Here is a 14138-nt window from a genome sequence, read left to right as displayed (position 1 = left end):
GCCCGGCTACCGACGCCCACGGAGAACCCGCAGTTCAGGGCCCCACCCCGATACCGGTTTCCGCCCAGCAGTAGCGATACGGGTGAGGGGCCGCGCCAGGCGGCTTGGGTCGTCTCTGGGATGTGGCGCAGGCGAGGTAGACGGATCAGGCTCTGATTACCGGTGGCTCGCCGGCCTCGTGGCCGACACCTGGATCGGTGCGCATCACGTCACGCGGCTGCTCCCACTGCGCCCAGAGGCGAGTGAAGTCGACCCGTGTGTTGTCGAGGGTTCGATCCGTACATGCGTGTCAGTGCCTGGCCCTAATCTGGTCCCCGCATATTCATGAGGGGGAGGGCTATATGCCGAAGGTGCCCGAAACTAGGCGTATCGGACGCATGGCAGTGAATGAGGTGCGTTCGCTACTGGAACGACACGGCCACATCGTGCAGGAGATAGACGGCGGCAACGACCACGGCGAGGACCTGCACATCACCTTCGTCCGGAACGGGCAGCGTACGGAGGATTCCCTGACCGTGCAGGTGAAGGGAGGGACTTCGACCCGAACCAGACGAGGGCACCGTGTACCGGTCGGCGATCATGGGGACAACTGGCGCGATGGCAGCCTTCCCGTTCTCTGTGTAGTGCACGATCCCGAGCGCGGCGGGCTTTTCTGGGCCAATGCGACTCGTCAGCTCCGCCGCGGCAGGGCGCTACGCAAGAAAGTGAAGTCGATCGTTGTCTCCCGGGAATCCGTGCTCGACGACGCGAGCCTTGACGCGTTCGTACAGGTCATGCGGTGCTATTTAGCACGGGAACGCGAGGGGGTCGGCAAATGGGCGGACATGGCGAACGTGGAGTTCGCTCCGGACGACATCGTCAAACCCTTTGAGAACGAAGTCCACGAACCCATGGTCTTCTGGCAGCGTCGCGGCGAGCCGTATGCGACCCTTCTCCACCACGACCTGGATTGGGAGCCGGTGCGCATCCAGGAGGAGATGCTCCGTTTCGAGCCGATCCCGTGGGTCGGCGACGTCATCCTTGACATCGCCGAAGCGCATTGGCTGATGGGTTGTTTCAAATCTACGGAATGGTGGCGACGGCCAATCGGTCAACGCGACTCCCCTGGGCCCCGACAGCCTTCCAGCCGGCCGTGAGCTACGGCTCCACCGCACCGGGTGCACAGGAGCTTGTTCATGCAGCTTCGCACCGCACGCCGAGGCCGTAGCCACTTTGCGAAGCCAGGGTCACGGAGAGTGGCGATGGTGCACTAATGCACACACTCCTGCGCGCATACTCCGGTATGTTTGCTGCATGTCCTCAACGACTCGCATCACCGTTACGCTCCCGAGCGACCAGGTGGCGGAGCTTCGCAAGATCACCGACAACGTCTCCGGCTACGTGGCCGAAGCCGTAGCCCGCCAGATCCGGCACCAGCTTCTGGGCGACGACCTTCGCCGCCACGAGGAAGAACACGGACACTTCAGCGACGAGGAGCTCACCGAGGCTCACGCGAAGATCTTCGGCGACGGCGACTCCTCCAAGGGCGCGGACGCCGCGTGAGCGAGCGCATCGAGACCGTCGTCCTGGACTCGGAAGGGCTCTCCGCCTGGATCGCTCAGGACCGCAAGCTCCTCGCCATGCTGCAGGTCTTTTACGACATGGGAGCCGACCTGGTGATCGGGGCCAACACCATCGTGGAAGTCACCTACTCCCGCACCAACATGCCTCGCCTCAACTGGGCCCTGTCCCGTGTCAAAGTGGAGCCGGTCACCGAGCAAGCGGCGAAAGCGGCGGCGGAACTCCTCAAAGCAGCCGGACTGCACGGACACAAGTACGCCATTGACGCCACAGTCGCCGAGGTAGCGCTGCGCCAACCGAAACCGGTCGCCCTCCTGACCTCCGACAGCGACGACATGACTAAACTCTGCGGAAACCAGGTCCGCATCATCCCCCTCTGACCCGTCAGTCCATCCGGAGCACTCGCCTCGGCCGGACCTGTTGCGAGGAACCCGCCGGCCGGTGACGGAGTAGGGCCACGATCAACCGTGGACGTCAGCGACCAATACCGCAGGTGACGGGCGTAGCAGCTCAGGGCCGATGAGCACCCAAGTTGCTTTGGAGATTGCTCATCGCTAGGCGTACTCAACGATGAACTCCGGTTGATACGTGGCTCGGTAGCCGTCGAGCGCCCGGCGAAGCATGGCGGCCCCGCGGGGAACCCTGGCCGCGAGCCGATCCCAGCCGAGGAAGCGCACACGGTCCGGGATGCCGACCAGGCCGGTGATCGCGTCCCAGAAGGCATCCCAGTTCCTGCCGTAGAACTCCGGGAAGTCCAACTCCCGCATCAGCAGCAGGTGGAGAGAGCGCTCGTCGCTCACCTCGCTGACATCAATGGTGATCACGGCGACATGCTTGCACGGGGGTGCATCGTTCTGACATCCAGGAGTGACATCAACGACAGCGGACAGTGGCGGCAACCAGCAGTCACGAGCACCACCGCTCCATACGGCAGGCCCAAGCGGGGCGGGGTGGAGATCGAACTTCTAAGGATCGAAGACGTCCCCTCCGGGCGACTTGGTATCGCCATCGACTACGAGTCCCTGTACGGCGGGGAAGGCTTTCGTGCGGTGCTGAACACCGTGCACTGACCTCTGACCGTTCCGAGGAGCTGAGTCGTGCCCGGGGAAGCGCCTGGGCAAGCTGTCGCCACATAGCGCGACTGCCCAGCTCGGAGGCGTATTCCAGCCATGCCGTCGAGCAGCCCGAGCTCGAACTTCCTTCCGCAGAAGAGGTGCCGATCGGGAGCCGGGTCGCCGGTCGAGTCATCGGGCGCCAGCGGTTCGGGGTCCTCATCCGGATCGACGGTGTGCCCAGTGGCGTGGGACTGGCCGAGGTCACGTCCATGCCGCTCGGAATGGAGTTGCCCGCCCTGGGGGTCGCTGTCGCGGGGCGGGTCATCTGGCATACGGCCCACAACTGCCAAGTGAAGGTCAAGCTCGATGGCTGGGGCTCGGAGTGATCGTCCCTGGGCCGTCCGAGGTCGCTCAAGGGTGACCGACGGCGACCAAAAGTGACGGTTCAACTACGCGAGCGGGCTCCGAACCCCCAGCTCAGGGCCATCCCCCGATACGGGTTTCCGCCCAGCAGTAGCCATGCGGCAAGATGGGATGTATCTGCCCTCGCGCGGTGGAGCCGCGCACGCGGGCCCCTTACGCGACCACACTTCGACTGCCGGACGGTTTCTCTTGGCTGAGTTCATCTACACCATGCGCAAGGCGCGCAAGGCGCACGGCGACAAGGTGATCCTCGACGACGTCACCCTGAGCATGTACCCGGGGGCGAAGATCGGCGTTGTCGGACCGAACGGTGCCGGTAAGTCGACCGTCCTGAAGATCATGGCGGGGCTCGAGCAGCCGTCGAACGGTGACGCGTTCCTGTCGCCCGGTTACAGCGTCGGCATCCTCATGCAGGAGCCGATCCTCGACGAGTCGAAGACCGTGCTGGAGAACGTCCAGGACGGCGCCGCCGAGATCATGGGCAAGCTCAAGCGGTTCAACGAGGTCGCCGAGCTCATGGCCACCGACTACTCGGACGAGCTCATGGAGGAGATGGGCAAGCTCCAGGAGGACCTCGACCACGCGAACGCGTGGGACCTCGACGGTCAGCTGGAGCAGGCCATGGACGCCCTGGGCTGCCCGCCCGGCGACTGGCCCGTCACCAACCTCTCCGGTGGTGAGAAGCGCCGCGTCGCGCTCTGCAAGCTCCTGATCGAGGCGCCCGACCTGCTGCTCCTCGACGAGCCCACCAACCACCTCGACGCCGAGTCGGTGAACTGGCTGGAGCAGCACCTGGCCCAGTACAAGGGCACCGTGGTCGCGATCACCCACGACCGGTACTTCCTCGACAACGTCGCCGAGTGGATCCTCGAGCTCGACCGCGGCCGGGCGATCCCCTACGAGGGCAACTACTCGACCTACCTCACCAAGAAGTCCGAGCGGCTCAAGGTCGAGGGCAAGAAGGACGAGAAGCGCCAGAAGCGGCTCAGGGAAGAGCTGGAGTGGGTGCGGTCCAACGCCAAGGGGCGGCAGGCCAAGTCCAAGGCGCGTCTCGCCCGGTACGAGGAGATGGCCGCCGAGGCCGACAAGATGCGGAAGCTGGACTTCGAGGAGATCCAGATCCCGCCGGGCCCGCGCCTGGGCAGCATCGTCGTCGAGGTCGAGCACCTCAGCAAGGCCTTCGGCGAGAAGGTCCTGATCGACGACCTGTCGTTCACCCTGCCGCGCAACGGCATCGTCGGTGTCATCGGTCCGAACGGTGCCGGTAAGACCACGCTCTTCAAGATGATCCAGGGCCTGGAGACGCCGGACTCCGGCGAGATCAAGGTCGGCGAGACCGTCAAGATCTCGTACGTCGACCAGAACCGCTCCAACATCGACCCCAAGAAGACCCTGTGGGCCGTCGTCTCCGACGAGCTCGACTACATCAACGTCGGGCAGGTCGAGATGCCTTCGCGGGCGTACGTCTCCGCCTTCGGCTTCAAGGGTCCCGACCAGCAGAAGCCGGCCGGCGTGCTCTCCGGCGGTGAGCGCAACCGCCTCAACCTCGCGCTCACCCTCAAGCAGGGCGGCAACCTGCTGCTCCTCGACGAGCCGACGAACGACCTCGACGTCGAGACCCTGAGCAGCCTGGAGAACGCGCTGCTGGAGTTCCCCGGCTGCGCCGTCGTCGTCTCCCACGACCGGTGGTTCCTGGACCGAGTGGCCACGCACATCCTCGCCTACGAGGGTGACTCCAAGTGGTTCTGGTTCGAGGGCAACTTCGAGTCGTACGAGAAGAACAAGGTCGAGCGCCTCGGTGCCGATGCGGCCCGCCCGCACCGTGCCACCTACAAGAAGCTGACCCGCGGCTGATGGCTCGCCACGTATACGCCTGCCCCCTGCGCTGGGCGGACATGGATGCGTACGGCCACGTCAACAACGTGGTCTTTCTTCGGTACCTCGAAGAAGCGCGCATCGACTTCCTGTTCCGGCCGGACAAGGATTTCCAGCAGGGGTCTGTCGTGGCACGCCATGAGATCGACTACAAGCGGCAGTTGGTCCACCGGCACGCGCCGGTGGCCATCGAGCTGTGGGTGACCCGGATACGGGCCGCCTCGTTCACGCTCGCCTACGAGGTCAAGGACGAGGACGTGGTGTACGTGCGCGCCTCGACGGTCATCGTGCCGTTCGACTTCGAGGCGCAGCGGCCCCGGCGGATCACCGCCGAGGAGAAGGAGTTCCTCCAGGAGTACCGGGACGACAGCGACCCGGAGGCGCTCGCCGCATGAGCAGCGTGCCCGTGCTGTATTTCGCCGATGCCGGGGAGGCGGCGGACCTCGCCGCCTTCCTCGGCCGGCTGCTGCACTACGACAAGGCGGCCGCCGTCCGGCTGCAGGCGCAGTCCGGCGGACAGGCGCTCGCGGTGTTCGGGCGGCCGCCGTCGTTCGAGGTGCTGGCGATCCGGGCGGCCCGGCTGCTCAAGCCGTACGAGAACGGGATCGACGACGCCCTCGACGTGACCGTGTCCGCCGGTGAACTGCTCGACTCCGTCGACGAGAGCGGCGCCACGGCGGGCGTTCCGGCCGCCGTCACCGGGCCGCCCTGGGCCGGGGTGCTGCCCCCGCGGGGCGGCTGGCGGCGGGTGGAAGGGTTCCCCACCGCCGATGAACTGCGCGGGCTCGTGAAGACCGCCGTGGGCGAATTCCGCGCGCGGGTCGAGGAACTGGCGTCCGAGGCGCGGACGCGGGCCGCCCTCGATCGCATCGGACGGGACATCTGGTCCCGGGAGATCATCGTCGAGGGCGGGACCGGAGTGCCGGTGCGGGTCGCGCACGCGGCCGTCTCGCTCGGGTTCCTGCGCGGGCCCTCGGTGGACCTGCTGGCCGCCGGGACGTGGCTGCGGCTGCGCACCGCCTACGGGTCCGTGGCCGTGCGCCGGGACGCCACCGCCGGGCTCGGCGGACTCGGCGTCATGCCTGCCTGAAGGCTGTCATGCCTACCTGAAGGCAGTCATCCCTGCCTGAAGGCCCCCGCAGGGTCAGCCCGCCGTGTTCACCATCGACGCCGCCGCGTACGTCAGGTAGTTCCACAGCGTCCGCTCGTGCTCCTCGGACAGGTCGAGCCCGTCGACCGCGTCCCGCATGTGCTTCAGCCACGCGTCGTGCGCCGCCCGGTCCACCTGGAACGGCGCGTGCCGCATCCGCAGCCGCGGGTGACCCCGGTTGTCGCTGTACGTGCGCGGGCCGCCCCAGTACTGCATCAGGAACAGGGCGAGGCGCTCCTCGGCCGGGCCCAGGTCCTCCTCCGGGTACATGGGGCGCAGCAGCGGGTCCTGGGCGACGCCCTCGTAGAAGCGGTGCACGAGGCGGCGGAAGGTCTCCTCGCCGCCGACCTGCTCGTAGAAGGTCTGCTCCTGGAGTGTGTCGCGCGGGGTCTCAGTCACCACTCCATCGTCTCAGACGCGGAGATCCAGGACTTGGGGCGTAGGACCTCGCCGAATCCCGGCGCGGGCCGCACAGTGGTCGTATGGGTAAGGAGCGCGTCGGCGGAGCGAGCGGTCTCGCGGGCCTCGCCGGGCGGGCGCGGGCCGGGCTCGTGCGCGAGATCGCCCGGACCGGCGTCTGGGACGCGGATCCGCGCTGGCGGGACGCCTTCGAGCAGGTCCCGCGGCATCTCTTCGTGCCCTACTACTTCGTCGGGGCGCCCGGCGGCCACGAGCGGCTGTGGGGCGAGGACCCCGATCCCGTGCGGCGCGAGCGGTGGCTGCGGGGCGCGTACGCGGATCAGCCGCTCGCCACCCGGCTGCGGGACGGCGAACTCGTCTCCTCCAGCAGCCAGCCGTCCCTCATGGCGAGGATGCTGGCCGACCTCGATGTGCGCGACGGGCACCGGGTGCTGGAGATCGGGGCCGGGACCGGGTACAACGCCGCGCTGCTCGCGCACCGGCTCGGGGACGAGGCCGTCACCACCGTCGATCTCGATCCGGAGATCACCGAGTCGGCGCGGGCGCATCTCGCCGCCGCCGGGTACCGGCCCGCCGTCGTCACCGGGGACGGGGCGCGGGGGTGTGCCGAGCGGGCGCCGTTCGACCGGATCGTGGCTACGTGTGCGTTGCGGGCGGTGCCGGTGGGGTGGCTGGGGCAGTGCCGGAGCGGGGCGCGGATTCTGGCGCCGGTGGCTACCGGGTTGCTGGAGCTCGATGTGCGGGACGCGGGGTTCGCGCAGGGGCGGTTCCTGGCGACGCCGGCGTATTTCGTCGCGGTGCGGGGGGAAGGGGGCGGCGGCGCGGTCGGTGAGGGTGGGGTGCCTCGGCGGGTGGCGCGGGATGACGCGTTTCGGTTCGTGCTCGCCCTGAGCGGGGGGTGGCGGGCGGTCTCCGAGGTGCTTGCGTGGTGGGAGGGGGAGGGGCGGCCCGGGCGGGAGCGGTTCGGGGTGACCGTCAGTGGGGGGCGCGAGTGGGTGTGGCTGGATGATCCGGGGGCGGGGTGTTTGTGGGAGCTGCCCGGTGGGGGGTAGGGCGGGAGGAGTCGCCCCCGCCGCCCCTTCCCGTCCCGAAACCGGGGGCTGCGCCCCCGGAGCCCCCCGACGTGCTTCGTCGGGTGCCGGCCCGTCGTGGCTGGCCGCGCAGTTCCCCGCGCCCCTTACGGGGCTCTGTCAGCCTCTGTGGATGGTGATGGTGGTCCAGGCGCCCACGTGGACTCGGTCGCCGTCCTGGAGGGGGACCGGGACGAAGGGTTGGATGGGCTCCTCGCCGCCGTTGACCGTGGTGCCGTTCGTCGAGTTCTGGTCGACCACCGCCCAGCTGCCGTCCGGCTGCTGGACCAGCACCGCGTGCTGGTGGGAGACCCCGGGGTCCTCCGGCGGGACCGACAGGTCGATGTCGGGGGTGTCGCCCGTGGAGTGGCGGCGGCGGCCGATCGAGAGCTGGTTGCCGACCAGCGGGCGCTGCTGCTCCGGGGAGTACGCGGGCAGGTTCAGGCCCGATGCCTCGGGGCCGCTGCGCTGCATCATCGCCATGAAGTAGTCGCGGTCCGGGCCGATCGTCGCCGACCACGTCACATGGCCCTGCGGCTGCTGCGGAGGCTGCTGCTGGAACGGCGGCGGGGGCTGCTGCTGGTAGCCCTGGTCCGGGGCCGTGGTGGGCGACGACGGCGGGGAGATCGTCCAGTCGTCACCGCTCGTGCCACCGGGGCCACCGGGACCGCCGTGCCCACCGGGGCCGCCGAACGTCGGGCCGGGCTGGGCCGGCGGCGGCTGGTAGGCCTGCGGGGGACCGGGCGGGAACGGCGCCGGGCCCGAGGGCTCGCTGCCGAACGGGGCCGGCGGGATCGGTTCTGCCGGGCGGTTCATCTGCGAGGGGCGCGAGCCCTGGTACTCGTACGGGTCCTGGCCGGGACCCTGACCGGGACCGGGGCCCTGCGGCGGCTGCTGGAAGCGCACACCAGGGGCGCCAGGGCCGCCCGGGCCGCCCGACGTGGGCAGCGGCGGGTTCGGGGCCGCGGGGGTGTACGACGTCGCCGTGTTCGTGAGGAAGTTCCAGCGGCACTCCTCGCAGAAGGGCGCACCGCCCTCACGCGGCGTACGGCACTGCGGGCACAGCTCCGGAGCCCGCGGCGGGCCCTGCGGAGCCTGCTGCTGCGGCGGGTAGCCGTAACCGGGGGCCGGAGGCGGCGGCGGGGGCGGGGGTACGGCACCGGCCATGCGGTGACCGCAGACCTCGCACCAGTCGTCGGAACCCGACTGGTGTCCGTTCGGGCAGGTCGGCATGTCGGCGCTTCCCCCTCTCCTTCAAGAGCAAGCCCGGGCTTGCCGTGGTGATGATCGGTGGTGATGGGTGGTGATCTGGTTCGTGAAAGCTATTTTTTGACGCGGACGGTCTTGGTGGAGCGGGTTTCGAGAGTCATCTCGTCGGCCTCCGCGACCTTCGGCTTCAATCGAACAGTACCTTCCGCGGCGTCCACCACGTCCACCACCTTCGAAAGCAGTTTCGCCGTATCGGCGTTTCCGGAGAGCGCCGCGAGCTGCACCGCACGGCCCAGCTTGGCCGTCGCGCCGTCCGCGTCGCCCGCCTTGCGCGCGTCCAGGCCCTGCTGGATCACCTGTGCCAGCTCCGCCTGGCCCGTGTAGTGGGCGACCTGCGGGTTGATCGACGTGGAGGCCACCATGTCGTCCGTCCACACCGCGCGGACCAGCCCCTGCGAGAGGGTCTGGGCCGAGCCGTCCGGCTGCGGGATCACCAGGGAGACGCGGGCGGCCAGCATCTCCTGGCCCAGCTCGGCGGTGGGGACCTGGACGCAGACGTGGTAGTCGCGGGACTCGTCGCCCCAGGAGCCGGTGGGGTAGTCACCGGCCCGCGGGCCCGCCTCGGTGCGGCGCTCGGTCAACTCCTCGACGGTGGGCGCGACTTGCTTCACGAACTTGATCTCGGAGCCGAGCGGGGTCCACAGGCGCAGGCTCACGTCCGCGACCTCCTTGCCCATCGCCGTCTCCATCATCTGCGTGAAGTCGGCGGCCAGGTGGGCCGGGTCGGCGACGATGTCGGCGGTGCCGAGCAGCGCCGAGGCGATCCCTGTGACTTCCTTCACTTCCCAGTCGGTGCCCACGCCCCGCGCGTCACAGGTGAAGCGGCCCGCGGTCGCGTCCAGGGTCGCCCGCAGGTCCTCCGGCGACTCGTGCTCGTTGCGCCCGTCGGTCAGCAGGATGCCGTGCCGCACCATCGACGCCGAGGAGTCCGCCGCGTACAGCAGCCGGTCGGCGAGCCGCAGCCAGGTGCCGATCGCCGTGCCGCCGCCCGCGGACAGCTTGCGCAGCGCCTGCTTGGCCTGGTCGCGAGTGGTGGCGTCGGCCACGGCGAGCCGGCCGTTGCCCGGATAGATCTCCTTGGCGACGTGGGTGCCCGCGATCACCGCGAAGTGCACGCCGTCGCGCAGGGTGTCGATCGCGGCGGCCGACGCCTCGCGCGCCCCGCGCATCTTGGTCGGCGGATAGTCCATCGAACCGGAGCAGTCGACCATCAGCGCGACCGCGGCGTCCACGGTCCCGCCCGGGCTGTACAGGTGCGGGGCGCCCACGGCGCTGCCCACCGTCCCGCCGCCCGTGGAGGTCACCGTGACGATCGCGTTGACCTCGCGGCCCCCCTCCGGCAGGTACTCGTTCTGGTACACCTCGACCGAGAACTGCGGCACGGTCGGCTTCGAGAAATTGGCCATGATGACAAGTCCCCCCTGGACAACATCACTTTGAGCACTGAGCGACGCGCGGGCCGGCCTCAGGCCGATCCTGCCCCCTGCCGGGCCCCCGGGAACGGCAGGACCGCCACTGTTACGTTGTCGTGGCCCCCGCCGTCGAGGGCGTGCCCGGTCAGCACCTGCGCCGCGTGCAGCGGACGTCCGGCCGCGTCGGCGGGCACCGCCCGGGCCATCTGCTCCGCCGACTCCGCGTAGTTCCACAGGCCGTCGGTGCACACCACCACCACACCAGGCCGGTCCGGCTTGAAGGAAGCGGTGTGCGGCTCCAGTTCGTACGCGTCCGCGCCGAGCCAGCCGGTGATCGCGTGGGCGCGCTCGTCGGCGTACGCCTCCGCCTCGTTCATCAGACCCGCCGCGACCATCTGCGCCGCCCACGAGTCGTCCTCGGTGAGCCGGGCCGCGGTCGCGGTGCGGTCGTCGGGCACCCAGTAGGCGCGCGAGTCGCCGACCCAGCCGACCACCAGCAGCTCACGGGTGACGATCGAGCCGACGAAGGTGCACGCCGGGGCGTTCTGGTGCGGCTGGTGCTCGCGGGCCGTCGCGGGCTCCTGCGCCAGCGCGTTGACCGCCTCGGCGGCCGCCAGGATCGCCTCGTGCAGGGCCTGCTGCGGGTGGGTGCCGCGCGGCAGGGACTCGTGCAGCGATTCGTTGGCCGCGCGGGTCGCGGCGAGCGAGGCGTCGTCGGGGCGGGTCGCGGACGACACCCCGTCGCAGACCAGCGCGACCACGGCGGCGGAGCCGTCGGGCAGCGCGGCCGAGGAGATCACGAACGCGTCCTCGTTGCGGTGGTGGCGCAGGCCCCGGTCGCTGACCGCGGCGACCGCGCCCAACTCCTGCTCCATGTGGTCGCGTTCGCGCGGCTGGGCGTGCCCGCAGTTCTCGCAGTAGCCGTCCGGGTCGACCTGCCCCGCGCGACAGGCCACGCACAGCTTGGTGCCGGCCGCCGGAGTGGCCGCCTCCAGCTGCTCGGGCGTCGCGGTACGGGGATCGGGCGCGCCGCCGCCGGACTCGATGCCCTCCAGGTCGGTCGCCTGGTGCACCGGCGCGGGGGTGTCCGAACTGTCCGGCTCCTGGGCGGCCGGCCACGCGGCGGCCGCCTCCGGCGCGGGCGTCATCGTCAGCGTCGGACGGTCGTCCGGCGTCGCCGCCCCGGGCGCCGACGAAAGATCGTATCCGCAGGCCCCGCAGAAGCGGTCGCTCTCCTCGAGCGGCTCCTCGCAAGCGGGACACACTGACATAGCTGTCGACTGGTGCGTCTGCGACATCAACTCACACCCACGTCCGAGGGCGGTAGCGGTTGGCCCGCTCCACCAGTTCGATCCTCTCCTCGCCCCTTGAAGCGAGCCTGGCCAGTGTCCGGTACGAGCGCTCCAGGCCGAGGCGCAGTCCGTGCTCGTCCAGATCGTTGCCGAGCACCACCGTGCCTGCGGGGCCTGCCGGCTGACCGGAACCCTGCCTACCGGAGAGTACCCAGTCGAGCGCGGTACCGAGGACCTCGGTGGACAACTGCTCGCGGCGCACCGCGTCGAGGCCGAACGCGTCGAGCGCCTCGACCTGTCCCGCGGCGGCCGTCAGGTCGCCCAGCAGCGGGTCGCCGTTCGACGCGGCGGGGGCCTCCGCCATCCGTCCGCGCAGCCGGGCCCGGACCGCGGCGACCCGGGCCGCCGTGTAGTGGATGGAGGACTCGGGTACCGACTCCAGGGTGCGCACCGAGCCGGCCCGGTCACCGGCGGCGAGCTGTACGCGGGCCAGGCCGAACGCCGCGCTGACGTAGCTCGGGTCGGTGGCCCAGACGAGGCGGTAGTACTCCGCCGCGTTGTCCAACTGGCCCAGGACCTCCGCGCAGACGCCCAGCGCCAGCTTCGGCGCGGGCTCGCCGGGGAACGCGTCGTAGATCGCGTCGAAGGACAGCGCCGCGTTCGCGTGGTCGCCCACCGAGAGCGCGGCCACACCCCGGTACCAGACCACCCGCCAGTCGTCGGGGTGGTCGGCCTCCAGGGCCGCCAGGCCCCGGCCCGCGGCGTCGAGTTCGCCCATCTCCAGGCGGGCCCGCAGCTCGCGCAGGCGCAGTTCGGGGGAGCCGGCGGGGGCCGCGTGCAGGGCCGCGATCAGCTCGGCGGGCGCGGAGGTCATCAGGCCCGCGAGGAACCCGGCGTTCGGATCGTTCGGGTCGACGCGGGGGACCGGCAGGGCCAGCGCGGTGGTCACCGCCTGGAGCGGTCTGACCAGCGCCGAAGGGGACGGCGGCAGCGCGGGATGCGCGGGCGCCGCAGCCAGCGCGGCCGGCTTGCCCCGCCGTGCCCGTACGGGAACCTCGCGCACCCCGAGCCGCGACACGTCGGCGTCCAGGCGGCCGAACAGCTCCGTGTCCGTGACCTTCACCTCGGGCCCGAAGAGCGTCGACAGGGCCGGCCGCGGCCGGTTCGTCTGGAGCGCGACGACCTCGCGCAGCACGCCCGTCAGCTGCTCGGCCATCTCCTGCGCGGAGGCGAAGCGACGGGCCGGGTCCGGGTCGGTGGCCCGCACCAGGAGCCGGTAGAACGACTCGTAGCGGCGGAAGACCTCGATGTTGTCGGGGTCGGGCAGGGAGTCCACGAACACATTCGTGTAGCCCTGGAAGTCGAAGGTGAGCAGGGCGAGGGTGCGCGCGACCGTGTACAGGTCGGAGGCGACGGACGGGCCGACCTCGGCGACCTCGGGCGCCTGGAAGCCGACCGTGCCGTAGATCGCCGACTCGGCGTCGTCCATCCGCCGGACCGCGCCCATGTCGATCAGCTTGAGCTGGTCCTCGGTCTGGATGGCGTTGTCGACCTTGAAGTCGCAGTACAGGAGATTGCGGCTGTGCAGGTGCCCGAGCGCCTCCAGCGCCTCGATGCCGTACGCGCACGCCTGCTCGACCGGCAGCGGGTCGCGGCGGCCCTCCGGCGTGCGCCGCTCGTTGGCGATCTCCTTCAGCGACTTGCCGCCCACGTACTCCATGACGATGTAGCCGTCCATGGAGCCGGTGCGCTGGTCGAGGTGCTCGACGAAGTTGTAGATCCGGACGATGTTCGAGTGCTCGATCTCCGCGAGGAAGCGGCGCTCCGAGATCGCCGCCGCCATCGCGTCCTGGTCACCGGTGTCGAGCAGGCCCTTGAGGACCACCCAGCGGTCGGAGACGGCGCGGTCGACGGCGAGATAGACCCAGCCGAGACCGCCGTGCGCCAGACAGCCCACGACCTCGTACTGGCCGTGCACGACGTCGCCCGCGCCCAGCTTCGGCACGAAGGAGTACGGGTGCCCGCACTTGGTGCAGAAGCCCTCGGTGCGGCCCGCCCGCTCACCGCGCGAGCGGCCCACGGGCGCCCCGCAGTCCGAGCGGGAGCAGAATCGCTTCCGCTCGGGGACCTCGGGGTTCTCCTGCACCATCGCGCGCGGGTCGGGCCGCGGCACGTCGGGAACCCGGACCAGCCCGGCGCCGAGCCGCGCCCGGCCCGAACTGCTAGCGCTCGCCCCCGAACTGCGCACTGACACCGACCGGGAGGCCGACGTCCCGGACAGCGAGCGCGACAGCCGCCCCGAGACCGACCGGCGCGACTGCGAGGAGCGCGACGACGTGCGCGTGGAGCGCGCCGAGGACCGGGAGCTCTGCGAGCCGCGCGAACCGCCGCCCGCGATGCCGGTCGGCTGCGAGGCCACCATCCCGGTCGGCGACACGACCGGGGCCAGCCCGCAGGTGTCGCAGTACAGCTCGCCGCCGCCCATGTCCGCGTAGGAGCCGCCGCAGCCGGGCCGCTGGCAGGCGCCGGGACGCGTGGCGGGTCCCGCGCCGGGACCCGCGGCGGGAGCGGCCTGCGGCTTCAGGCCGCAGGTGTCGCAGTACAGCTCCCCG

At 70.5% G+C, this 14138-nt stretch carries 13 protein-coding genes; 7 read left to right on the top strand and 6 right to left on the bottom strand.

All coding sequences use genetic code 11. The features are described 5' to 3' along the window. The first annotated feature begins 341 nt into the window (after nt 1-341). From ABII15_RS13850 to ABII15_RS13840, 3 genes are all read left to right on the top strand, one after another. On the top strand, nt 342-1136 hold the full coding sequence (locus ABII15_RS13850) for a DUF4365 domain-containing protein (RefSeq protein ID WP_353942622.1): 795 nt from the start codon (nt 342-344) through the stop codon (nt 1134-1136). Nucleotides 1137-1293: 157 nt separating this feature from the next. Continuing rightward, complete coding sequence (locus ABII15_RS13845; protein WP_353942621.1) at nt 1294-1542, top strand: type II toxin-antitoxin system CcdA family antitoxin; 249 nt, start codon at nt 1294-1296, stop codon at nt 1540-1542. Beyond that, entirely contained in the window at nt 1539-1940 is a 402-nt protein-coding gene (locus ABII15_RS13840) for a PIN domain-containing protein (RefSeq protein WP_353942620.1), read from the top strand. The genes ABII15_RS13845 and ABII15_RS13840 overlap by 4 nt, the downstream gene beginning before the upstream one ends. Before the next feature lie 174 nt (nt 1941-2114). Here ABII15_RS13840 and ABII15_RS13835 read toward each other — a convergent pair whose 3' ends face one another. After that, the gene (locus ABII15_RS13835; protein WP_353942619.1) at nt 2115-2384 is read right to left on the bottom strand and encodes a barstar family protein; all 270 of its coding nucleotides are present in this window, start codon (nt 2382-2384) and stop codon (nt 2115-2117) included. Nucleotides 2385-3227: 843 nt separating this feature from the next. On the opposite strand from ABII15_RS13835, the gene ettA reads away from it, so the two are divergent. From ettA to ABII15_RS13820, 3 genes are read left to right on the top strand one after another with little or no spacing between them, the layout of a single operon-like run. Continuing rightward, a complete protein-coding gene (gene ettA / locus ABII15_RS13830; RefSeq protein WP_353942618.1) occupies nt 3228-4892 on the top strand; it encodes an energy-dependent translational throttle protein EttA in 1665 nt (554 codons plus the stop codon). Continuing rightward, a complete protein-coding gene (locus ABII15_RS13825) occupies nt 4892-5308 on the top strand; it encodes a thioesterase family protein (protein WP_353942617.1) in 417 nt (138 codons plus the stop codon). Before ettA ends, ABII15_RS13825 begins: the two co-directional genes overlap by 1 nt. A gap of 5 nt (nt 5309-5313) precedes the next feature. Further along, the gene (locus ABII15_RS13820) at nt 5314-6003 is read left to right on the top strand and encodes a hypothetical protein (protein WP_353947053.1); all 690 of its coding nucleotides are present in this window, start codon (nt 5314-5316) and stop codon (nt 6001-6003) included. Between the two features lie 54 nt (nt 6004-6057). Here the strand turns inward: ABII15_RS13820 and ABII15_RS13815 are convergent, their stop codons facing one another. Then, entirely contained in the window at nt 6058-6462 is a 405-nt protein-coding gene (locus tag ABII15_RS13815; RefSeq protein WP_353942616.1) for a globin, read from the bottom strand. A gap of 83 nt (nt 6463-6545) precedes the next feature. Between ABII15_RS13815 and ABII15_RS13810 the strand changes: the two genes are divergently transcribed. After that, a complete protein-coding gene (locus tag ABII15_RS13810; protein WP_353942615.1) occupies nt 6546-7535 on the top strand; it encodes a methyltransferase domain-containing protein in 990 nt (329 codons plus the stop codon). A gap of 138 nt (nt 7536-7673) precedes the next feature. Here the strand turns inward: ABII15_RS13810 and ABII15_RS13805 are convergent, their stop codons facing one another. The 4 genes from ABII15_RS13805 to ABII15_RS13790 form a co-directional block, all read right to left on the bottom strand. Continuing rightward, a complete protein-coding gene (locus ABII15_RS13805; RefSeq protein WP_353942614.1) occupies nt 7674-8786 on the bottom strand; it encodes an FHA domain-containing protein in 1113 nt (370 codons plus the stop codon). A gap of 89 nt (nt 8787-8875) precedes the next feature. After that, the gene (locus tag ABII15_RS13800) at nt 8876-10228 is read right to left on the bottom strand and encodes a VWA domain-containing protein (protein WP_353942613.1); all 1353 of its coding nucleotides are present in this window, start codon (nt 10226-10228) and stop codon (nt 8876-8878) included. A gap of 59 nt (nt 10229-10287) precedes the next feature. Beyond that, nucleotides 10288-11532: a protein phosphatase 2C domain-containing protein gene (locus ABII15_RS13795; protein WP_353942612.1), complete on the bottom strand. Its 1245-nt coding sequence runs from the start codon at nt 11530-11532 to the stop codon at nt 10288-10290. Nucleotides 11533-11536: 4 nt separating this feature from the next. Continuing rightward, nucleotides 11537-14011 carry a tetratricopeptide repeat protein gene (locus tag ABII15_RS13790; RefSeq protein WP_353947052.1) on the bottom strand — a complete coding sequence of 825 codons (2475 nt, stop codon included), beginning with the start codon at nt 14009-14011 and terminating at the stop codon, nt 11537-11539. Nucleotides 14012-14138 lie beyond the last annotated feature (127 nt).

Source organism: Streptomyces sp. HUAS MG91, from assembly GCF_040529335.1.
In the GTDB taxonomy this organism is placed as follows: domain Bacteria; phylum Actinomycetota; class Actinomycetes; order Streptomycetales; family Streptomycetaceae; genus Streptomyces; species Streptomyces tabacisoli.
This window is presented reverse-complemented; position numbering and strand designations above follow the sequence as displayed.